The organism is Streptomyces sp. NPDC007945, from assembly GCF_042958885.1.
Classification (GTDB): domain Bacteria; phylum Actinomycetota; class Actinomycetes; order Streptomycetales; family Streptomycetaceae; genus Streptomyces.
The window spans coordinates 399,473-418,931 of the sequence record NZ_JBIBJV010000001.1; the positions used below are offsets into that span (position 1 = coordinate 399,473).

General features: G+C 73.4%; 19 protein-coding genes. 12 read left to right on the forward strand and 7 right to left on the reverse strand.

Features of this window, described 5'->3' with window-relative positions; translation table 11 throughout:
• The first annotated feature begins 218 nt into the window (after window positions 1–218).
• Together aceE and ACFZCF_RS01825 are read left to right on the forward strand one after the other, a co-directional pair.
• Window positions 219–2,921 carry a pyruvate dehydrogenase (acetyl-transferring), homodimeric type gene (aceE, locus tag ACFZCF_RS01820; protein ID WP_391283931.1) on the forward strand — a complete coding sequence of 901 codons (2,703 nt, stop codon included), beginning with the start codon at window positions 219–221 and terminating at the stop codon, window positions 2,919–2,921.
• Between the two features lie 37 nt (window positions 2,922–2,958).
• Window positions 2,959–3,924 carry a WYL domain-containing protein gene (locus ACFZCF_RS01825; protein WP_391283933.1) on the forward strand — a complete coding sequence of 322 codons (966 nt, stop codon included), beginning with the start codon at window positions 2,959–2,961 and terminating at the stop codon, window positions 3,922–3,924.
• Here ACFZCF_RS01825 and ACFZCF_RS01830 read toward each other — a convergent pair.
• Complete coding sequence (locus ACFZCF_RS01830; RefSeq protein ID WP_391283935.1) at window positions 3,915–4,844, reverse strand: SDR family oxidoreductase; 930 nt, start codon at window positions 4,842–4,844, stop codon at window positions 3,915–3,917. The two genes, ACFZCF_RS01825 and ACFZCF_RS01830, sit on opposite strands and share 10 nt — an antisense overlap.
• 98 nt (window positions 4,845–4,942) lie before the next feature.
• Here ACFZCF_RS01830 and ACFZCF_RS01835 point away from each other — a divergent pair, with 98 nt between their 5' ends.
• The gene (locus tag ACFZCF_RS01835; protein ID WP_388441736.1) at window positions 4,943–5,467 is read left to right on the forward strand and encodes a DUF4240 domain-containing protein; all 525 of its coding nucleotides are present in this window, start codon (window positions 4,943–4,945) and stop codon (window positions 5,465–5,467) included.
• 33 nt (window positions 5,468–5,500) lie between these two features.
• Here the strand turns inward: ACFZCF_RS01835 and ACFZCF_RS01840 are convergent, their stop codons facing one another.
• Window positions 5,501–6,295 (reverse strand): SDR family NAD(P)-dependent oxidoreductase, encoded by a 795-nt coding sequence (locus ACFZCF_RS01840; RefSeq protein WP_388439953.1) that lies wholly within the window; start codon window positions 6,293–6,295, stop codon window positions 5,501–5,503.
• Window positions 6,296–6,376: 81 nt separating this feature from the next.
• Here ACFZCF_RS01840 and ACFZCF_RS01845 point away from each other — a divergent pair, with 81 nt between their 5' ends.
• Window positions 6,377–7,060, forward strand: coding sequence for a TetR/AcrR family transcriptional regulator (locus tag ACFZCF_RS01845; protein ID WP_388439956.1), 684 nt, complete (start codon window positions 6,377–6,379; stop codon window positions 7,058–7,060).
• On the opposite strand, the gene ACFZCF_RS01850 is transcribed toward ACFZCF_RS01845, so the two are convergent.
• Entirely contained in the window at window positions 7,057–7,557 is a 501-nt protein-coding gene (locus tag ACFZCF_RS01850; RefSeq protein ID WP_391283937.1) for a GNAT family N-acetyltransferase, read from the reverse strand. The genes ACFZCF_RS01845 and ACFZCF_RS01850 overlap by 4 nt on opposite strands.
• A 39-nt stretch (window positions 7,558–7,596) precedes the next feature.
• Here ACFZCF_RS01850 and ACFZCF_RS01855 point away from each other — a divergent pair, with 39 nt between their 5' ends.
• Window positions 7,597–8,520 (forward strand): TIGR01777 family oxidoreductase, encoded by a 924-nt coding sequence (locus ACFZCF_RS01855; RefSeq protein ID WP_391283939.1) that lies wholly within the window; start codon window positions 7,597–7,599, stop codon window positions 8,518–8,520.
• Window positions 8,521–8,751: 231 nt separating this feature from the next.
• On the forward strand, window positions 8,752–10,056 hold the full coding sequence (locus ACFZCF_RS01860) for an NAD(P)/FAD-dependent oxidoreductase (protein ID WP_388441739.1): 1,305 nt from the start codon (window positions 8,752–8,754) through the stop codon (window positions 10,054–10,056).
• Window positions 10,057–10,087: 31 nt separating this feature from the next.
• Here the strand turns inward: ACFZCF_RS01860 and ACFZCF_RS01865 are convergent, their stop codons facing one another.
• Window positions 10,088–11,584 (reverse strand): regulator, encoded by a 1,497-nt coding sequence (locus tag ACFZCF_RS01865; protein WP_391283941.1) that lies wholly within the window; start codon window positions 11,582–11,584, stop codon window positions 10,088–10,090.
• 319 nt (window positions 11,585–11,903) lie between these two features.
• Between ACFZCF_RS01865 and lipB the strand changes: the two genes are divergently transcribed.
• From lipB to ACFZCF_RS01885, 4 genes are all read left to right on the forward strand, one after another.
• Entirely contained in the window at window positions 11,904–12,713 is an 810-nt protein-coding gene (gene lipB / locus ACFZCF_RS01870) for a lipoyl(octanoyl) transferase LipB (protein WP_388439966.1), read from the forward strand.
• Between the two features lie 102 nt (window positions 12,714–12,815).
• Window positions 12,816–13,769 carry a lipoyl synthase gene (lipA, locus tag ACFZCF_RS01875; RefSeq protein ID WP_388439969.1) on the forward strand — a complete coding sequence of 318 codons (954 nt, stop codon included), beginning with the start codon at window positions 12,816–12,818 and terminating at the stop codon, window positions 13,767–13,769.
• A 369-nt stretch (window positions 13,770–14,138) separates the two neighbouring features.
• On the forward strand, window positions 14,139–14,354 hold the full coding sequence (locus ACFZCF_RS01880) for a hypothetical protein (RefSeq protein WP_382812766.1): 216 nt from the start codon (window positions 14,139–14,141) through the stop codon (window positions 14,352–14,354).
• A 10-nt stretch (window positions 14,355–14,364) separates the two neighbouring features.
• Window positions 14,365–15,075, forward strand: a complete 711-nt coding sequence (locus ACFZCF_RS01885; RefSeq protein ID WP_388439972.1) for a DUF4191 domain-containing protein — start codon at window positions 14,365–14,367, stop codon at window positions 15,073–15,075.
• A 122-nt stretch (window positions 15,076–15,197) separates the two neighbouring features.
• Here ACFZCF_RS01885 and ACFZCF_RS01890 read toward each other — a convergent pair whose 3' ends face one another.
• The gene (locus tag ACFZCF_RS01890) at window positions 15,198–15,665 is read right to left on the reverse strand and encodes an RDD family protein (protein WP_391283945.1); all 468 of its coding nucleotides are present in this window, start codon (window positions 15,663–15,665) and stop codon (window positions 15,198–15,200) included.
• A gap of 221 nt (window positions 15,666–15,886) precedes the next feature.
• Between ACFZCF_RS01890 and glnA the strand changes: the two genes are divergently transcribed.
• Window positions 15,887–17,308: a type I glutamate--ammonia ligase gene (gene glnA / locus ACFZCF_RS01895; protein WP_359522404.1), complete on the forward strand. Its 1,422-nt coding sequence runs from the start codon at window positions 15,887–15,889 to the stop codon at window positions 17,306–17,308.
• Between the two features lie 100 nt (window positions 17,309–17,408).
• Here glnA and ACFZCF_RS01900 read toward each other — a convergent pair whose 3' ends face one another.
• Window positions 17,409–17,687: a hypothetical protein gene (locus ACFZCF_RS01900; protein ID WP_391283947.1), complete on the reverse strand. Its 279-nt coding sequence runs from the start codon at window positions 17,685–17,687 to the stop codon at window positions 17,409–17,411.
• 122 nt (window positions 17,688–17,809) lie between these two features.
• Between ACFZCF_RS01900 and ACFZCF_RS01905 the strand changes: the two genes are divergently transcribed.
• Window positions 17,810–18,172, forward strand: a complete 363-nt coding sequence (locus ACFZCF_RS01905; RefSeq protein WP_388439981.1) for an arsenate reductase family protein — start codon at window positions 17,810–17,812, stop codon at window positions 18,170–18,172.
• Between the two features lie 151 nt (window positions 18,173–18,323).
• On the opposite strand, the gene ACFZCF_RS01910 is transcribed toward ACFZCF_RS01905, so the two are convergent.
• Window positions 18,324–19,244, reverse strand: coding sequence for a Gfo/Idh/MocA family oxidoreductase (locus ACFZCF_RS01910; RefSeq protein ID WP_391283949.1), 921 nt, complete (start codon window positions 19,242–19,244; stop codon window positions 18,324–18,326).
• Window positions 19,245–19,459: the final 215 nt, after the last annotated feature.

Here is a 19,459-nt window from a genome sequence, read left to right on the forward strand (position 1 = left end):
TTTTCCGACCGTTCGAAAGCAAGGCACCGGGTGCCCCTTTTCGCGGCACCCTGTGCCGACTTTCTCGATCTGAAGAGGTTTCCTCCCTCAACCCTTTGATCGATCATCGATCGGCGGTTTACAGTCGTCGGCGGGCCGTCACCCGGCCCGCAGCCCTGTCCTGCCAGACAAGGCCACCGTTTTTATCTCCACCCCCATCTGTCCGGAAGGCGGCGATCATGACCGATCCCGTAGGCAAGATTCCGAGCGAGCTCGACCAGCTCCCGGACCGTGACACCGAGGAGACCGCCGAGTGGGCGGCCTCCCTGGACGCCGTCACCAAGGCCGCCGGCCCTCACCGGGCCGCCTACCTGATGCGCCGTACGCTCCAGCACGCCGAGGGCGCGGGCCTGGCCCTGCCCAAGCTGCTGGAGACGGACTACCTCAACACCATCCCCACCTCCTCCGAGCCCGCCATCGAGGGCGACGAGGAGCTGGAGCGGAAGATCACCGCCTGGAACCGCTGGAACGCGGCCGCGATGGTCACCCGCGGCTCCAAGCACGGCGTCGGCGGCCACATCGCCACCTTCGCCTCCGCGGCCTGGCTCTACGAGACCGGCTTCAACCACTTCTTCCGCGGCAAGGAGGGGGACGGCTCCGGCGACCAGCTCTACATCCAGGGCCACGCCTCCCCCGGCATCTACGCCCGCGCCTTCCTCGACGGCCGCCTGGACGAGTCGCACCTCGACAACTTCCGGCAGGAGTCGGGCGGCAACGGCCTGCCCTCCTACCCGCACCCGCGGCGCCTGCCCTGGCTGTGGGAGTTCCCCACGGTCTCCATGGGCCTCGGCCCGCTCTCCGCGATCTACCAGGCGCGCTTCAACCGCTACCTGACCAACCGCGGCATCAAGGACGTCTCCGCCTCGCACGTCTGGGCCTTCCTCGGCGACGGCGAGATGGACGAGCCCGAGTCGACCGCGGCCCTCGCGCTCGCGGCCCGCGAGGGCCTCGACAACCTGACCTTCGTCATCAACTGCAACCTGCAGCGCCTCGACGGCCCGGTCCGCGCCAACTTCAAGATCGTGCAGGAGCTGGAGGCCCAGTTCCGCGGCGCCGGCTGGAACGTCGTGAAGACCCTCTGGGGCAACGCCTGGGACGAGCTGTTCGCGCTCGACACCACCGGCGCCCTGGTCCGCCGCCTCCGCGAGGTGCCGGACGCGCAGGTCCAGACGTACCAGACCCGTGACGCCGCCTACATCCGCCAGGACTTCTTCGGCAAGGACCCGGAGCTCGCCGCGATGGCGCAGCTGCTCTCCGACGACAAGATCCTGGAGTGCTTCCACCTCTCGCGCGGTGGCCACGAGCCGCGCAAGGTGTACGCCGCGTACAAGGCCGCCCTGGAGTACAAGGGCGCCCCGACCGTGATCCTGGCGCAGACCGTCAAGGGCTTCACCCTGGGTGAGGGCTTCGCGTCGAAGAACGCGAACCACCAGATGAAGAAGCTCACCACGGACGAGTTCAAGAACATGCGCGACCTTCTCGAACTCCCGATCTCGGACGCGCAGTTCGTCGACGGCGTGGTGCCCTACGGCCACCCCGGCGCCGACTCCCCCGAGGTCCGCTACCTCCAGGAGCGCCGCGCGGCCCTCGGCGGCCCCGCCCCGGCCCGCCGCGTCCACCCGGTCGCGCCGCTCCCGGCCCCGTCCGAGAAGGCCTTCGCCTCCTTCGACAAGGGCTCCGGCTCGCAGTCGGTCGCCACCACGATGGCCTTCGTCCGCCTGGTGAAGGACCTGGTCCGCGACAAGGAGACCGGCAAGCGCTGGGTCCCGATCGTCCCGGACGAGGCCCGCACCTTCGGCATGGAGTCCCTCTTCCCCTCGCTCGGCATCTACTCGCCGAAGGGGCAGACGTACGAGCCGGTCGACCGCGACCAGCTGATGTACTACAAGGAGGCCGTCAACGGCCAGATCCTGAACGAGGGCATCACCGAGGCCGGCTCGATGGCCGACTTCATCGCCGCGTCGACCGCGTACTCCACGCACGGCGAGACGATGATCCCGTTCTACATCTTCTACTCGATGTTCGGCTGGCAGCGGACCGCCGACCAGATGTGGCAGCTCGGCGACCAGCTCGGCCGCGGCTTCCTCGTCGGCGCGACCGCCGGCCGTACGACGCTGACCGGTGAGGGCCTCCAGCACGCCGACGGCCACTCCCCCGTCATCGCGGCCACCAACCCGGCCGCCCTGACCTACGACCCGGCGTTCGCCTACGAGGTCGCGGCCATCGTCAAGGAGGGTCTGCGCCGGATGTACGGCGAGGCCGCGCCGGGCGAGGACCAGGACGTCTTCTACTACCTGACGGTCTACAACGAGCCGATGCCGCAGCCGGCCAAGCCGGGTCACGCGGGCGTCGACGAGGGCATCGTCAAGGGCCTGTACCGCTTCAACACGGCGGAGTCGGCCGGTCTGACGCTGCCCGCCAACGCCCCCCGGATCCAGCTGCTCGGTTCGGGCACCGCGATCCACTGGGCCCTGGAGGCGCAGAAGCTGCTCGCCGAGGAGTGGGGCGTGGGCGCCGACGTGTGGTCCGCCACCTCCTGGACCGAGCTGCGCCGCGACGCCCTGGAGGCGGACGCCGCCCTCCTGCGCGGTGAGGAGCGCGTGCCGTACGTGCGCCAGGCCCTCGCGGGCGTCGAGTCGCCGGTCCTGGCGGTCTCCGACTACATGCGCCAGGTCCCGGACCAGATCGCGCAGTGGGTCGAGCAGGACTACTCGTCGCTGGGCGCCGACGGCTTCGGCCTCTCGGACACCCGCGCCGCGGCCCGCCGCCACTTCGGTGTCGACGCCCAGTCGATCGTGGCCGCGTCGCTGGCCCAGCTCGCCCGCCGCGGCGAGGTCCCGGCCTCCGCCGTGAAGGAGGCGCGCGAGCGCTACGGCCTGTAGGACCCGTGTGTCGGTGGCGGCGCGCATGATGTGAGTCATGCGCGCCGCCCGACTCATCAAGATGGTCCTGCTCCTCCAGAACCGCCCGTCCATGACGGCGGCCGAGCTCGCCGCCGAGCTGGAGGTGTCGGAGCGGACCGTCACCCGTGATGCCCTCGCCCTCTCCGAGGCGGGGGTTCCGGTGTTTTCGGAGCGGGGCAGGACGGGCGGGTACCGGCTGGTCGGCGGGTACCGGACGCGGCTGACCGGGCTGGCGAAGGACGAGGCGGAGGCGCTGTTCCTCTCCGGCCTTCCGGGGGCGCTGCGGGACATGGGGCTCCAGGACGCGGCCTCGGCGGCCCGGCTGAAGGTGTCGGCGGCGCTGCTGCCCTCGGTGGCGGACGCGCCGGTCTCGGCGGCCCGCCGCTTCCACCTGGACGCGCCGGCCTGGTACCGGGAGTCGGCGACGCCGGAGCTGCTGCCCGAGGTGGCGCGGGCGGTCTGGGACGACCGGTGGCTGTCCGCGCGCTACCGGCGGCGGGACGGCGAGGAGGTGGAGCGGCGGCTGGCGCCGTACGGGCTCGTGCTGAAGGCGGGGGTCTGGTACGTGTGCGCCCGGGCGGGGAGCGGATACCGCACCTACCGGGTGGACCGGTTCACGGCGGTGGCGGTGGACGGGGAGCGCTTCGCGCGCGACCCGGACTTCGACCTGGCCGTCTTCTGGGCGGAGCGCGCGGCCGAGTTCGCGCGCTCGCTGCTGCGGGCCGAGGTGGTGGTGCGGCTGACGGCGGAGGGGGCGCGCCGGCTGCCGCACGTGACGGACCGGGCGGCGGCCGAGGAGGCGCTGGCGGGGGCCGTGCCGGGCGGGGACGGCCGGGTGACGGCGACGCTCCGGGTGGAGAGCGAGGAGGTCGCCTTCGGACAGCTCTTCGGGCTCGGCCCGGAGGTGGAGCTGGTGGCCCCCGACTCGTTGCGCGCGCGGTTCGCCGAGGCGGCGCGGGCGGCGGCGGAGCGCTACCGGTAGTCCTCGACCCGGGTGTCCAGGTCGGTCTCCTTGGCGAGGATGAAGCCCCAGGAGTCGGGGCGGGAGCCGTCCGCGTCGGTGAAGCCGTACGTGCGGGCGAGCAGGCCGCTGTCGAGCGACCGGCCGTTCCAGCGGGCGCGGTCGGGGTCGGCGGCGAGGGCGGCGACGCCCCGGGCGACGTAGACGGGGGACTCGGAGACGGCGAAGTCAGGAAGCTGCTCGGTGGCGTCCCGCCAGGTCTCCTCGGTGACGCCGAAGTGGGAGAGCATCTGCTCGGAGCGGAGCCAGCCGGGGCTGACGGAGACGGCGGTGCCGCCGCTGTCGGCGAGTTCCTTCGCGAGGCCGAAGGCCATCCGGATGGGCGCGTTCTTGGCGAGGTCGTAGAAGAGGTTCTCGCGGTAGTGGGTGCCGTTGTAGTCGGCGGTGCCGTCGGTGACCTCGACGACGAGGCCGCCGGGGTGGCGGATGAGCAGCGGCAGGGCGGCGTGCGAGGTGACGAGGTGGGTGCGGACGCCGAGTTCGAGCATCCGCAGGCCGTCGGCGAGGTCGATGTCCCAGGTCTGCTTGCCGAAGGTGTCGACGAGGAGGTGTTCGCCGCCCCAGACGTCGTTGACGAGGACGTCGAGCCGGCCGTGCTCGCGGTCGATCCGGTCGACGAGGGCGCGGACCTGGGCGGGGTCGAGGTGGTCGGTGGGGACGGCGACGCCCTCGCCGCCGGCGGCGGTCACCAGTTCGGCGGTCTCCTCGATGGTCTCGGTGGCGCGGCCGACCTCGCTGAGCTTCTCGCGGGTGGTGCGGCCGGTGACGTAGACGGTGGCTCCGGCGGCGCCGAGCTGGACGGCGATGGCCCGTCCGGCGCCCCGGGTGGCCCCGGCGACGAGGCAGATCCGTCCGTGCAGCGGCGTGGTTTCGGTGGTCATGGTTCCAGGCTGGCAGGAATACCCGACATCTTCTGTCCGGATGGAATCCTGGCTTTCCGGGTGCGTCGCCGACGGGGAACCAGGATGCTGGTGCCGTGATGGACGAGACCGAGTTCTGGGAGATCGTCGACGCCACCCGGGCGGACGCCGAGGGGGACGCCGAGGAGCAGGCGGATCTGCTCGTGGAGCGGCTGACCCGGCTGGATCCGGAGACGGTGCTCGACTACGCGCGCCACTTCGAGGCCCGGTTCAACCGCGCGTACCACTGGGACGTGTGGGGTGCGGCGGCGGTGCTGCTGGACGGTGCCGGGGCGGGCGAGGAGGGTTTCGACGCCTTCCGCTGCTGGCTGATCGGGCAGGGCAGGGAGGTGTACGAGGGCGGGGTGGCCGATCCGGACGAGCTGGCGGAGCTGCTCGACTCCTTCGACCCGGAGCTGGACGGGGACGGCGAGGAGCTCGGTTTCGCGGCGGACGAGGCGTACGAGACGCTGACCGGGACGGAGACGCCGGACCTGGGGATCGCGATGCCGGAGGGCGAGCCGGAGGGCGTGCCGCTGGACCTGGCGGACGAAGAGGCCCTGGCGGCCCGGCTGCCCCGGCTGTGGGAGCGGTTCAGGCCCTGACCGCGCGGCGGGGCCCGAACCGGGGGGCGGCGCTCAGAAGTGGGTGCCGCCGTCGACGCGGACCTCGGTGCCGGTGATGAAGCGGCCGTCGTCGGAGGCGAGCATGGCGACGACGCCCGCGACGGTCTCGGGGCCGGCGAAGCCCTGGCCGAGGGCGGGGGCGAGCTTCGCGAAGAGCGACATGTCGGCGTCGGCGGGGAGGCCGGGGCCCAGGGACTGCCTGCTGGCGCCGGAGCCGTCGGTCATGCCGGAGGAGATGGAGCCGGGCTGGACGGCGGTGAAGCGGATGCCCTGCTTGGCGTACTCGGCGGCGAGCGCGTGGGTCATGGACTGGATGCCGCCCTTGCTGGCCGCGTAGGCCGCCATGTAGGGGTGGGCGAACATCGCGGACGTGGAGGAGAAGTTGACGACGGCGGGGCCGTCGCCCTCCAGGAGCGCGGGTACGGCCTCGCGGATCATGAGGAAGGTGCCGGTCAGGTTGATCCGGAGCACCTGCTCGAAGGAGTCGAGGGTGGTCTCGTGGGTGTGCGAGGAGCGGAGCACGCCGGCCGCGTTGACCAGTACGTCGAGGCCGCCGAGGGCGGTGACGGCGGCGGCGACGCCGGCGCGCACGGACTCCTCGTCGGCGACGTCCACGACGACCGTGGTGAGGCGGTCGGCGGCGTCGCCGGCCTTGGCGACGGTGTCCTTCAGGCCGTCCTCGCTGATGTCGGCGGCGACGACGCGGCCGCCCTCGGCGAGCATGCGCAGGACGGTGGCCTGGCCGATGCCGGAGCCGCCGCCGGTGACGAGTGCGCGGCGTCCTTCGTAACGGGTGAGCTGGTTCATGGCGGCGGCCTCTCGATGTCAACTTCGGTGTTCGTCGTCCACCGTACGCCCGAGTGGCACGATTTGCCATCTCTGCATTTCATGCACCAAGAGGGACGGGGGGCGTACCCTCGTACGGTGAACCGACCCGAGCCGACGGCCGCGCCGCCCTCCCTGACCGAGCGCCGCAAGGCGGCCACCCAGCTGGACATCGCCCGCGCGGCGGCCGAGCTGTTCAGCGAGGTCGGGCCCGACGGCACCACCGCGGAATCCATCGCCCAGCGGGCCGGCGTCGCGCTGCGCACCTTCTACCGCTACTTCCGCTCCAAGCAGGACGCCGTCGCTCCGCTCCTCGCGGGCGGCGCCGACCGCTGGCGGGAGTCGCTCGCCGCCACCGCCCCCGGCACGCCCCTGGCGGCCGCCCTGGAGGGCTCGATCACCGCCTCCCTCACCCCGGCCGACGAGGCCGCGGCCGAGGGCCTGCGCTGGACCCGGGGGCTGCTGCGCGCCTCCGCCGAGGACCCGGCGCTGCGCGCGGTCTGGTACCGGGTCAACCAGGAGTCGGAGGAACGGCTCCGCGAGGTCCTGGCCGCCCTCGCCGGCCCGGAGGCCGACCCGCTGGAGGTGCGGCTCGCCGCGGCGGCGGCCACCGACGCCATCCGGATCGCCCTGGAGAGCTGGTCCGAGTCCGACGCCCCCGCCGACGGCCCCGGCTCCCCCGCCGCCCTGGCCCTGCGCTGCCTGCGCGAGCTGATGGGCGGGGTGGCGCTCTGGAGCCGGCGCTAAGGGAGCGAGCGGCCCATGTGGACGTCGTCGGCGGGCTCGCCGTCGAAGACGAACTCGCCGGGGAGGACGCCCTCGACGGCGAAGCCCTCGGCCTCGTAGAGGGCGCGGGCCGGCCCGTTGTGGCCGAGGACCCGCAGCGTGATCCGGGTGGCGCCGTCGGCGGCCGCCTTCGCGAGGGCCGCCCGCAGCAGCGCCCGGCCCACCCCCCGGCCCCGGGCGGTGTCGGCGACGGCGAGGCCCTGGATCTGGCGGACGTGGGCGTTGGAGGGGAACGGGGTGGGGCGTCCCACCCGCACGTACCCGAGCAGGACGCCGTCGAGCTCGGCGACCAGATAGTCCTCCGGCAGGTGGCGCTCGTCGAAGAACGGCGGGTACGGCTCCGCGGGCGCGGGCGTCACCGCGTGCAGCGGCGACCAGGTCGCCCGGTCCAGCAGAGCCAGCGGCTCGGCGTCGCCCGGCAGGGCGGGGCGGATCACGAGGCTCTCCGGCGCGGTCATGGCGGCCACTCTGCCACGCCCCTCCCCCCACCGGGCAGGATGGGGGCCATGCAGCCTTCCGTCCCCCGCAAGCGCGTCGCCGTCACCGGAGCCTCCGGGCTCATCGGCGCCGCCCTCGTCCGCTCCCTGCGCGCCGACGGGCACGAGGTCCTGCGGCTCGTCCGCCGCCCCGCCAGGACCGCCGACGAGGTCGAGTGGGACCCGAAGCGGCTGTACGTGGACGGGGCCGGGCTCGTCGGCGTCGACGCGGTCGTGCACCTCGCGGGCGCCGGCGTCGGCGAACGCCGGTGGAACGAGGCGTACAAGAAGGAGATCCGGGACAGCCGGGTGCTCGGCACCACCGCGATCGCCCGGACCCTCGCCGGACTCGCCGAGCCGCCCGAGGCGCTGGTCTGCGGCACCGCCCTCGGCTGGTACGGCGACACCGGAAGCAGCGCGGTGGACGAGAGCGCCCCGGCCGGCACCGGCTTCCTGCCCTCGGTGTGCGTGGAGTGGGAGGCCGCCGCGGCGCCCGCCGAGGACGCCGGGATCCGGGTGACGTACGCCCGCACCGGACTGGTGGTGGCCCGTCAGGGCGGCGCCTGGGGGCGGCTCTTCCCGGTCTTCCGGGCCGGGCTCGGCGGACGGATGGGCGACGGCCGGCAGTACTGGTCCTTCATCTCGCTCCACGACGAGGTCGCCGCCCTGCGGCACCTGATGGACACGCCGACGCTCTCCGGGCCGGTGAACCTCACCGCGCCGGAGCCCGTCACCAACCGCGAGGTGACCGCCGCGATGGGCCGCGTCCTGCGCCGCCCGACGCCCTTCCCGGTCCCCGCCGCCGCCCTGAAACTGGTCCTCGGGGACTTCGCCGCCGACGTCCTCGGCAGCCAGCGGGTGCTGCCCCGGCGCCTGCTCTCCTCCGGCTTCTCCTTCGCCTTCCCCACCATCGACGCGTCGATCCGGGCCGCCGCGCCCCGCTGAGCCGCGCCCGAGCGCTCCCTGCGCTCCCCCGTGCTCCGGCAAGCCCGCCGCGCGCGGGCCCGGTGCCGTGGGAGCGCTGCCTACCCTCGGTGGCCACCAGTCGACATGGATCGCGAACTCGGGCATTCCGGGGGCCGGTTGGGGGCATAGGCCACCAACAGGCGGCGCAGACCTGGGGAGGGGCACGTGCTCAGTACCGCACGCAGCGCACAGCAGGCACGACAGGAGGACATCGCCGGCGTCGAGGACGTCGACGTCGTGGTGGTGGGCGCGGGGGTCGCCGGACTCTCGGCGGCCCGACGGCTCACCGGGGCGGGGCTCTCGGTCGCCGTCCTGGAGGCCGAGCCGCACATCGGCGGCCGCCACGCCACCGGGGAGACCGACGGCTTCCGCCTCGACCGGGTGGGCCGGCTGCTCACCCTCGCCCCGGAGGAGCTGCGGGCCCTGTCCGGGCTCGGCGGCGTCGTGCCGCGGCCCTTCGCGCCCGGGGTGCTGCTCCACACCGACGGGCGGTACGCGCGCTGGGGCGCCCCGCACCCGAGGGCCCGCAGGGGCGCGTTCACCGTGGCGCGCGCCCTCGCGAGCGCCCCCCGGCATCCGGCGGCCTCCCTGGACCAGGCGCGGCTCGGCGCCTCGCTGGTGCGACTCGCGGCGACGCCGACGCAGCGGCTGCTCGCCCGGCCCGAACGGACCGCGCGGGAGGCGCTGGCCGGCCGGCTGCCGGCCAGGACCGTGCAGACGGTGCTGCGGCCGCTGCTCGCGGCGCTCCTCGCCGATCCCGACCTGGCGGTGTCGAGCCGGCGGGCGGACCTGGCCCTGCGGGCCTTCGCGCGGGGCCGGGTGTCGGTGCCGGAGGGCGGCTCGGCCGCGGTCCCGGAGCGGCTGGCGGCGCTGCTGCCGGCGGGCACGGTGCGTACCGGGGTCCGGGTCTCCGCGGTGTCGGTGGCCCGGGTCGACACGGCGGAGCACGGGACGGTCGGCTGCCGGGCGGTGGTCCTGGCGACGGGGGCGCGGAGCGCGGCGGGACTCCTGCCGGGCCTGCGGGTCCCGGCGTACCACCCGGTGACGGTGGTGCACCACACGGCCCCGGTGGCGCCGACGGCGGATCCGACGCTGCTCCTGGAGTCGGACCCGGGCGGTCCGGTGGCGCACACGGCGGTGATGAGCGCGGTGGACCCGACGCGGGCTCCGGTGGGCCGGCCGCTGATCACCTCGACGGTGCTCGGGACGCCCCCGGACGACGCCGAGCGGCGGGTCCGCAAGCACCTGGCGGCGCTGTACGGGACGTCCACGGACGACTGGGAGCTGCTGGCCCTGCACCACACCCGGGACGCGGTCCTGGCGACTCCCCCGGGGCACGACCCGTGCCGCTCGGTGCGGCTGCTCGCGGGCCTCTACGTCTGCGGCGACCACCGGGCCGCGGGCACCCTTCGGTCCACGCTGGCCTCCGGCGAGCGCGCCGCGGACGCCGTCCTCGCCGACCTGGGCCTCCGCCCCGCGCTCCCGGAGGAGGCGGAGGAGGAGACGGCGGCCTGACCCGCCGGGCGCGGGTCCGGGGACCGGCGGGTCAGCCGAGGGTGGAGACCCGGTCGCGGTAGGTGCGGACGGGTGGGGCGTCGCGGTAGGGCTCCAGGCGGCGCTCGAAGTCGCGGACGTACTCGATCGCGCGGGCCGAGCGCATGTCGGCGGCCTGCTGGGCGGCCTCGGCACCGAGCGCGCAGGCCTGGTCCAGCTCGCCGAGGGCGAGCCGGGCGGTGGCGAGGACGACCCGGCAGAAGAGCCGGCTGCGGGCGTAGCCGGGGGCGCGGAGCTGGAGGGCGCGCTCGGCGTGCTGGGCGGCGGGGCGGTACTGCTGGAGGTCGCGGTGGCAGTGGCCGAGCTCGTCGGCGAGCTGGCCCTCGTCGAAGGAGCGCGCCCAGTGGGGCACCTCGTCGCCGGGCCGGGCGGACTCCAGGGCCCGCTCGGCCCGCACGAGGGAGGCACTGCACGCCCGGGCCTCGGAGAGGACGGCGTGACCCCGGGCCTCGATGGCGTGCAGCATCGCCTGGACGACCGGGGGCGCGGCGGAGCCGACGCCCTGCTGGGCGACCCGGGCGAGCTGGACGGCCTCGCGGCCGTGGCCGAGGTAGACGGCCTGGCAGCTCATGGTGAGCAGGACGTAGGAGCCGTAGGACCGGTCGCCGGCGGCCTGCGCGAGGCGGAGCGCCTGGACGAAGTAGCGCTGGGCGAGGCCGTGGGCGGCGATGTCGTACGAGGTCCAGCCGGCGAGCCGGGTGAGGTCGGCGGCGGCGGCGAAGAGGCGCCGGCCGGTGGTCTCGCCGTAGCTGCCGCGGAGCATGGGTTCGGCCTCGTGCTCCAGGTAGCGGACGAGGGCCTGGCGGGCGTGGCCGCCGCCGTAGGCGTGGTCGAGGGTGCGGAAGAGGTCGCCGACGGAGCGGAGGGCGGCGATGTCGCCGGCGCTGACGCGCTGGCCGGGGCCGCGTTCCGTGCCGCGCTGGCGGGGGACGTGGTGGCGGCCCTGCTGGGGCACCCGCGGGTCCTGGGTCCCGAGGGGGCGGGCCGGCCCGCCGGGGGCGGCCGGGCGGACCGGCGGCGGGGGCGCCTGCTCGTGGCGGGCGACGCGGTCGTCGGCGCGGCCGATGAGCCAGTCGCGGCTGGGCACGACGAGCCCGGCCGGGGTGAAGGCGATCTTGCGGAGTTCGGCGTGACTGCCGGAGTCCTTGCGCCACAGGCCGCTGACGATGTCGACGGCCTCCTCGGGGGTGGCGGCGAACTCCAGGCCGGCGTAGACCGGCGCGCAGGCGTCGAGGCCGAGGTCCTGGGCGGTGAGGCGGCGGCCGAGGCGGCGGGTGAAGACCTCGGCGATGAGGGCGGGGGTGGTGCCGCGCGGCTGCTGCCCGCGCAGCCAGCGGGTCACGGAGGTCTTGTCGTACCGCAGATCGAGCCCGTGCTCCAGGCCGAGCTGGTCCACCCTTCGGGCGAGCCCGGCGTTGGAGAACCCGGCCTCGGCGATGAGCGCGGCGAGCTGTCGGTTCGGGACGCGCTGCGGTGGTCGTTCCGTCATCGGCTGTGCGGTCTCCTGCCTTCGGGCGCAGGTGGCAGCCCGTTTTCGACCCTCATGGAACGGCGTGAATGTAGCGGTCATCCCGGCCCGTACCGCCAGCTTCGCCCCACATTCATCCGATCGTGTGAGGAACCGGAACCGACGTTGCCACTTCGTGCTGACGACGGTCCGGGGCTCCGCCCCCCTCCACCTGCCCGTCGGGATCGCGGCGCGCCGCCGTACAGTGGCATGGGCGCGAAAGACGCAGGGTGCCGGGCCGGCTCCCACCCCGGGACGATCCCCGGAACCCGGCCGCGGGCACCCAGGAGGAGGCATGGCCGTGAGTGAGCTGCAATTCGTCCGCCTGGGCTTCGGCACGGAAGCCGTCGAGTACCGGACGGCCTGGGACAAGCAGCGCGAGGTGCACGCAGCGCGGTTCGCCGACGAGATCGGCGACACCTGTCTGCTCCTGGAACACCCGCCGGTCTACACCGCGGGCCGGCGCACGCAGGACGGCGAGCGCCCGCTCGACGGGACCCCCGTCGTCGACGTCGACCGCGGCGGCAAGATCACCTGGCACGGGCCCGGCCAGCTCGTCGGCTACCCGATCCTCAAGCTGCCCCGCCCGGTGGACGTCGTCGCGCACGTACGCCGCCTGGAGGAGGCGCTGATCAGGACCGCCGCCGAGTTCGGCGTGGCGACCACCCGCATCGAGGGGCGCAGCGGGGTCTGGGTCCTCGGCGACCCGGTGGAGCAGCGGCCCTCCCTCGGCGGACTCTCGCTGGACTTCGACCCGCGCCTTACGGACGAGGAGTTCGACCCGCGGCTGCACGGCCCCGAGTACGCCCCCTCCAACGCCGGCCAGCGCCGCGAGGACCGCAAGCTGGCCGCCATCGGCATCCGCGTCGCCAAGGGCGTCACGATGCACGGCTTCGCCCTCAACGTGAACCCGGACAACGCCTGGTTCGACCGGATCATCCCGTGCGGCATCCGCGACGCGGGCGTCGCCTCGCTCGCCAACGAGCTGGGCCGCGACATCACCGTCGAGGAGGTCCTCCCCGTGGTGGAGAAGCACCTCCGGGACGTGCTGGAGAACGCGGAGCTCAAGCCGCGCGAGATCGAGCGGCCGGTGGAGACGGCGTCCGCCTGAGGAATGCGCAGCTCTGGCCACGGGTTGGCCAGACGTAGCAAGGCACGGAAGCAACGGGCGTACCCTGGTGTGCGCCGAAGAATCGAAGCTACAGGAGCCGATGTGTCCGCAGTCGCCCCCGACGGACGCAAGATGCTGCGCCTGGAGGTCCGGAACGCCCAGACCCCCATCGAGCGCAAGCCCGAGTGGATCAAGACCCGCGCGAAGATGGGTCCGGAGTACACGAAGATGCAGAGCCTCGTGAAGAGCGAGGGCCTGCACACGGTCTGCCAGGAGGCGGGCTGTCCCAACATCTTCGAGTGCTGGGAGGACCGCGAGGCGACCTTCCTCATCGGCGGTGACCAGTGCACCCGGCGCTGCGACTTCTGCCAGATCGACACCGGCAAGCCGGAGGCCCTCGACCGCGACGAGCCCCGCCGCGTGGGCGAGTCGGTCGTCACGATGGACCTGAACTACGCCACCATCACCGGCGTCGCCCGCGACGACCTGGAGGACGGCGGCGCCTGGCTGTACGCCGAGACCGTGCGCCAGATCCACCAGCAGACCGCCGAGCGCGCCGCGGGCCGCACCAAGGTCGAGCTGCTCGCCCCCGACTTCAACGCGGTGCCGGAGCTCCTCAAGGAGGTCTTCGACTCCCGCCCCGAGGTCTTCGCGCACAACGTCGAGACCGTCCCGCGGATCTTCAAGCGGATCCGCCCCGGCTTCCGCTACGAGCGCTCCCTGGACGTCATCACCCAGGCCCGCGACTACGGCCTGGTCACGAAGTCCAACCTGATCCTCGGCATGGGCGAGACCCGCGAGGAGGTCAGCGAGGCGCTGCGCCAGCTGCACGACGCGGGCTGCGAGCTCATCACGATCACGCAGTACCTGCGCCCCTCCGTCCGGCACCACCCCGTGGAGCGCTGGGTGAAGCCGCACGAGTTCGTGGAGCTCAAGGAGGAGGCCGACGCGATCGGCTTCTCCGGCGTGATGTCGGGCCCGCTGGTGCGGTCCTCGTACCGGGCGGGCCGCCTCTACCAGCAGGCCATGGAGCAGCGCAGCCGAGCCGGAGTGTAGGTCGCGGGTCCGTCCGAGGAACGAGGGCGGGCACGCGGCCGGAACGGTGGCGAGGCGGAGCGCGACCATGTACCGAGCAGCGCAGCCGAGCCGGAGTGTAGGTGCCGGTATCGGTCTCCGGTGTGAGTCCCCGCACACGGTGTCGCCTGCCGGTGCGAGCGTCGGGGAGAGCGGCCCGTGGGGCCCCGCAGTTCAGCGGGGCCCCACGGGCCGTTCCGCCGTCCGGGGGTCGCTCATCGGCGTTTCATCAGGGTTTGACCGCCGGGTCATGCCCTGGTAACACCGTTCTGTGAGCATGGTTCCACGCACCGCCACCATCGCTCGCTCCCCCCCCACCTCGTCTCACCCGCTCCCGAGAGAGGACCGCACATGCCGGCCGCGTCGACGCATGTCCGCGTCAGTGCCCTCCCGTCCGTCACCGGCGCCCTCCGGGCCGTCGAGGCCCTGGTCCTCGGCGCCGGCCAGCGCACCGCCCGGCGCAACGCCTGGACCTCCGTCCTGGAGGACCGCCGCCGCGCCAAGGACCGCATGGAGGCCCAGCACGTGCTGGAGGCCGCGTCGGGCCGGACGTCCCGGGCCACGTAGACTTCAAGGCATGGCGAGGAAGGCAAACACGGGCGGCGCTGACGCCGCGAACCCCGGGCGACTGAAGCAGATCGCCCTCACGTACAAGATGACCCGGAAGGCCGACCCCAAGGTCGGGCTCGTCGTGGCCGGCGTGGGCATCGTCGTACTCGGTGTCCTCCTCGGTATCGGCTTCCTGATCGGGCACCCGGTCTACCTGGGCATTCTGGGCTTCGTCCTGGCGCTCCTGGCGATGGCGATCGTCTTCGGCCGGCGTGCCGAGCGGGCGGCCTTCGGGCAGATGGAGGGCCAGCCGGGCGCGGCCGCGGCGGTGCTGCAGAACATCGGGCGCGGCTGGACGGTCACCCCGGCGGTCGCGATGAACCGCAACCAGGACGTGGTGCACCGGGCCGTCGCCCGCCAGGGCATCGTCCTGGTCGGCGAGGGCAACCCGAACCGGCTGAAGCCGCTCCTCGTGGCCGAGAAGAAGAAGATGGCCCGGATCCTGGTCGACGTGCCGGTGACGGACATCATCGTCGGCAACGACGAGGAGCAGGGCCAGGTCCCGCTCAAGAAGGTCCGCACCAAGATGCTGAAGCTGCCCCGGCTGCTCAGCGGCCCCCAGGTGACGGCGGCCAACGACCGGCTGCGGGCGATGGGCGACCTCATGAGCAACATGCCCCTGCCGAAGGGCCCGATGCCCAAGGGCATGAAGATGCCGCGCGGCGGAAAGATGCGCTGACGCGCTCCAAGAAGCGGAAAAGGCGGTGCCCCGGACCTCCCAGAGGTCCGGGGCACCGCCTTTCGTCCGTGTTCCGGCGGCCCGTGTCGCGCGGCGGGCCCCGTGTTCCGGCGTCCGCCGGGTCAGACCCGCACCTGGACGGCGCCGGAGAAGCGGTCGTGGAGGCCGCGGCCGTCCCGGTCCCAGACCAGGGCGGGGATCGCCAGGCAGGTGAGGGCCGCGCGGAGCACGGCGCGGGGCAGCGAGAGCCGGCCGCCCGCCACCGAGACGACCCGCAGCCGGAACAGGAGTTTGCCGGGGGTGGCGCCGACGGTACCGACGGTGAGGGCGTTCATCGCGAAGAGGATGAGCAGGGCCCAGTTACTCGTCGCCTGCCCGTAGCCGTCGGTGAGGAGACCGTATGCGATCAGCAGGCACAGGCCCCAGTCGACCGCGAGCGCACCGAGCCGGGCGCCCGGGCGGGCGATGGAGCCGGGCCCCTCTTCGGGGAGTCCCAGCTGCTGCCCCCGGTAGCCGAAGTCCACGCCTGCTTGCTCCGCCGCGGCACGGGGGCCGGAGAGCCACGATCCGAGTGCTTGCCTGTTGTCCACCCGACCACGGTACTGCGCCCGTTTTCGATCACTTCGGTCCGGGTGCGGAGGGGACGCGACACGGAGGGGCGCCACCCGCCCCGGTTAACTTCGACGAAACAAATGGGTCATGCTTGAGAAATCCCGACTGCCTAGGGTCGGGTCCGAGCGTGCGCCACCGCACTGGTGCATCACCGAGCTGCAACCCCGCCCCTCCCCGGGCCGGGAGTAGGAGGAGTTGGATGTCCAAGCACGGGTTCCAGAACGCCGAGGAAGTCGCGAAGTTCATCAGGGACGAAGACGTCAAGATGGTCGACGTCCGTTTCTGCGACCTTCCCGGCGTGATGCAGCACTTCTCGATCCCGGCGACGGCCTTCGACCCGTCCGAGGAGCTGGCCTTCGACGGCTCGTCGATCCGCGGCTTCCAGGCCATCCACGAGTCCGACATGTCGCTGCGCGCCGACCTGTCGACGGCCCGCCTGGACCCGTTCCGCCGCGACAAGACGCTCAACATCAACTTCTTCATCCACGACCCGATCACGGGCGAGCAGTACAGCCGTGACCCGCGGAACATCGCGAAGAAGGCCGAGGCGTACCTCGCCTCCACCGGCATCGCCGACACCGCGTACTTCGGCCCCGAGGCCGAGTTCTACGTCTTCGACTCGGTCCGCTTCGAGACCTCCGCGAACCAGGGCTTCTACCACATCGACTCCGAGGCCGGCGCCTGGAACACCGGTGCGGAGGAGAACAACCGCGGCTACAAGGTCCGCTACAAGGGCGGCTACTTCCCGGCCCCGCCGGTCGACCACTTCGCCGACCTGCGCGCCGAGATGTCCCTGGAGCTGGAGAAGGTCGGCCTCCAGGTCGAGCGCCAGCACCACGAGGTGGGCACCGCCGGCCAGGCCGAGATCAACTACAAGTTCAACACGCTGCTCGCCGCGGCCGACGACCTGATGCTGTTCAAGTACATCATCAAGAACGTCGCCTGGCGGAACGGCAAGTCCGCGACCTTCATGCCGAAGCCGATCTTCGGTGACAACGGCTCGGGCATGCACGTCCACCAGTCCCTGTGGTCCAACGGCGACCCGCTGTTCTACGACGAGGCCGGCTACGCGGGCCTGTCGGACACCGCCCGCTACTACATCGGCGGCATCCTCAAGCACGCCCCGTCGCTGCTCGCCTTCACCAACCCGACGGTGAACTCCTACCACCGCCTGGTCCCGGGCTTCGAGGCGCCGGTCAACCTGGTCTACTCGCAGCGCAACCGCTCCGCCGCCATGCGCATCCCGATCACGGGCTCGAACCCGAAGGCCAAGCGCGTCGAGTTCCGCGCGCCGGACCCGTCCTCGAACCCGTACCTCGCCTTCTCCGCCCTCCTCCTCGCGGGCCTCGACGGCGTCAAGAACAAGATCGAGCCCATGGAGCCGATCGACAAGGACCTGTACGAGCTCGCCCCCGAGGAGCACGCGGGCGTCCCGCAGGTCCCGACCAACCTGGAGGCCGTGCTGAAGGCCCTGGAGGAGGACAACGAGTACCTCCAGGCCGGCGGCGTCTTCACCTCCGACCTGATCGAGACCTGGATCGACTACAAGCGCACCCACGAGATCGCGCCGATCCAGCTCCGCCCGCACCCGCACGAGTTCGAGCTCTACTACGACCTCTAAACCGCGAGGCACCCCGCATACCGCGAAGGCCGCCGCCCCCGTATCCCGGGGCGGCGGCCTTCGCCGCGTCTGGCGGCCGGGGCGCAGTGGGAATCAGGGGTCAGTGGGCCTTGTCGCGGATGAGGGTGCGGACCATGCGGCAGGTGAGGTTGGAGGGCGGGTGGATGCCTATGCGCTCGGCCATGGTGCGGATCGCCGCGTTCGTCGCCTTCCTCGGGACGTAGACGCCGGAGTCGAGGAGCGCGATCGCGAGGCGCATGGCCTTCAGGCGGCGGTTGTGCGTGACGTACCACTCGCGGGGGCGGCCGGCCGGAAGGGCCTTCTTCTCGACGGGCGTGAAGGGTTCGATGGACGGCCTGCGGATCACGGCGACTGCCATGGGCTACCTCCTGGCGAACGGTGGCGGGGGCCCTCCCCGGGGCCCTTGCTTCGACTCCCATTCTAGTGCGGGGCACTGACAATCGGGCCTGGTCGGACGGGGTTTGGGGGTAACTTGGGGGGATGGAGATCTGGATCAATCCCGCCTGTTCCAAGTGCCGCGGAGCCCTCACCCTGCTCGACGCGGAGGGGGCCGAGTACACCGTCCGCAGGTACCTGGAGGACGTGCCCTCCGCCGACGAGATCCGGGACGTGCTCGGGCGGCTCGGGCTCGAACCGTGGGACATCACGCGGACCGGCGAGGCCGTCGCCAAGGAGCTCGGCGTGAAGGAGTGGGGGCGCGAGCCGGGTGACCGGGAGCGGTGGATCGAGGCGCTCTCCGCCCACCCGAAGCTCATCCAGCGCCCGATCATCACGGCCGACGACGGCACCGCCGTCGTCGGCCGCACCGAGGAGGCCGTCCGGGACGCCCTCGGACGGAGCTGACCGCCGGGACGGCCGCCGTCGGAGGGCCGAAAAGTCGGCGGGCCCGCCGACTGTGGTTCGTCGCTAGAGGGCCCGCCGTCAGTGGTTCGTCGTCGGAGGGCCCGTCGTCGGAGGGCTGTCGCCGGAAGGGCCCGCCGTCATTGGGCCGTCCTCAGAGGGTCGTCGCCCGGGTCTCCGCCTCCGTGAGGAGTTCCGTGAGGCGGAGACCGAAGTGGGCGTCGCACGGGTGGGGGGTGCCCGTGCGGGCCGCCGTGAGGAGGGCGGTGATCGCCTCGGTGTAGGCGGGCCCGGCGCCGTTCCAGGACGGGAGGGTGACGCTGCCCGCCGTACCGTGGAGCGTGAGGGACGCGCCCGCCGCCGCCGGCGGCGCGCTCAGGGTGAGCGTGGCCGTGCTGCTCGCGCCCGTCGCGTGGCCGAGGATCAGGTGGTGGGTGTCGTCCGGGCCCTTCGCCGCCCGCACCCCGGTGACGTCGCCGAGGATCGGGACGAGGACCGAGAGGACGTGGGGGCCCACGTCCCAGAGGCCGCCCTTCTCGCGGCGCCAGGGGCTCGCCGCGTACGGGCTGTCGGCGCCGGGGGCGTACAGGGAGCCGAGCCAGCGGGCCTCGGCCACGTACCAGCCGCCCGTCGCCCGCTGTTCCTCGATCCAGCGGGCCGTCTCCGGGGCGAAGCGCAGGGTGCAGAAGACGATCGAGGCGACGCCCGTCTCCGCCACCGCCTCCGTGACCTCGCGGGCCGCCTCGACCGTGGTCGCCAGCGGCTTGTCGAGGAGGAGGTGGCAGCCGGCCCGGGCGGCACGGGCCGCGAGCGGCGCCTGGACGTCCGGCGGGAGGGCGAACGCGACGGCGTCGCAGGCGTCGAGGAGGGCGTCCAGGTCGTCGTACGCGCGCGTGCCGTGGGCCGCGGCCAGCTCGGCGGCGGCCTCCGGTCGGCGGCCCCACACCCCGTGGAACTCGCTCCCCTCGTGGGCGGCGAGCGCCGGGGCGTGGGTGCGGGCGGCCCAGGGGCCGGTGCCGAGGAGGCCGATGCGAGGACGGTCCGGGAGGGCGGGGAGGATGCTGTGCGTGGCCATGGGGGCAGTCTGCCGTGCGGAGGCGGCGCGGGGGAAAGCGGGTGTCACGGGGCTCGGGTGCGGTGGCGAGGGGCCGGGAGAGTACGGGGGAACGCGGGTGACGCGGGGCCGGGGCGCGGTGACACGGGCTCCGGGCGCGGTGGCGGCGAGGGCACGGGGGAAACGCGGGCGGGGCGCGGTGGCGCGGAGGGCGCTGGGGAAAGCGGTCGCGGCCG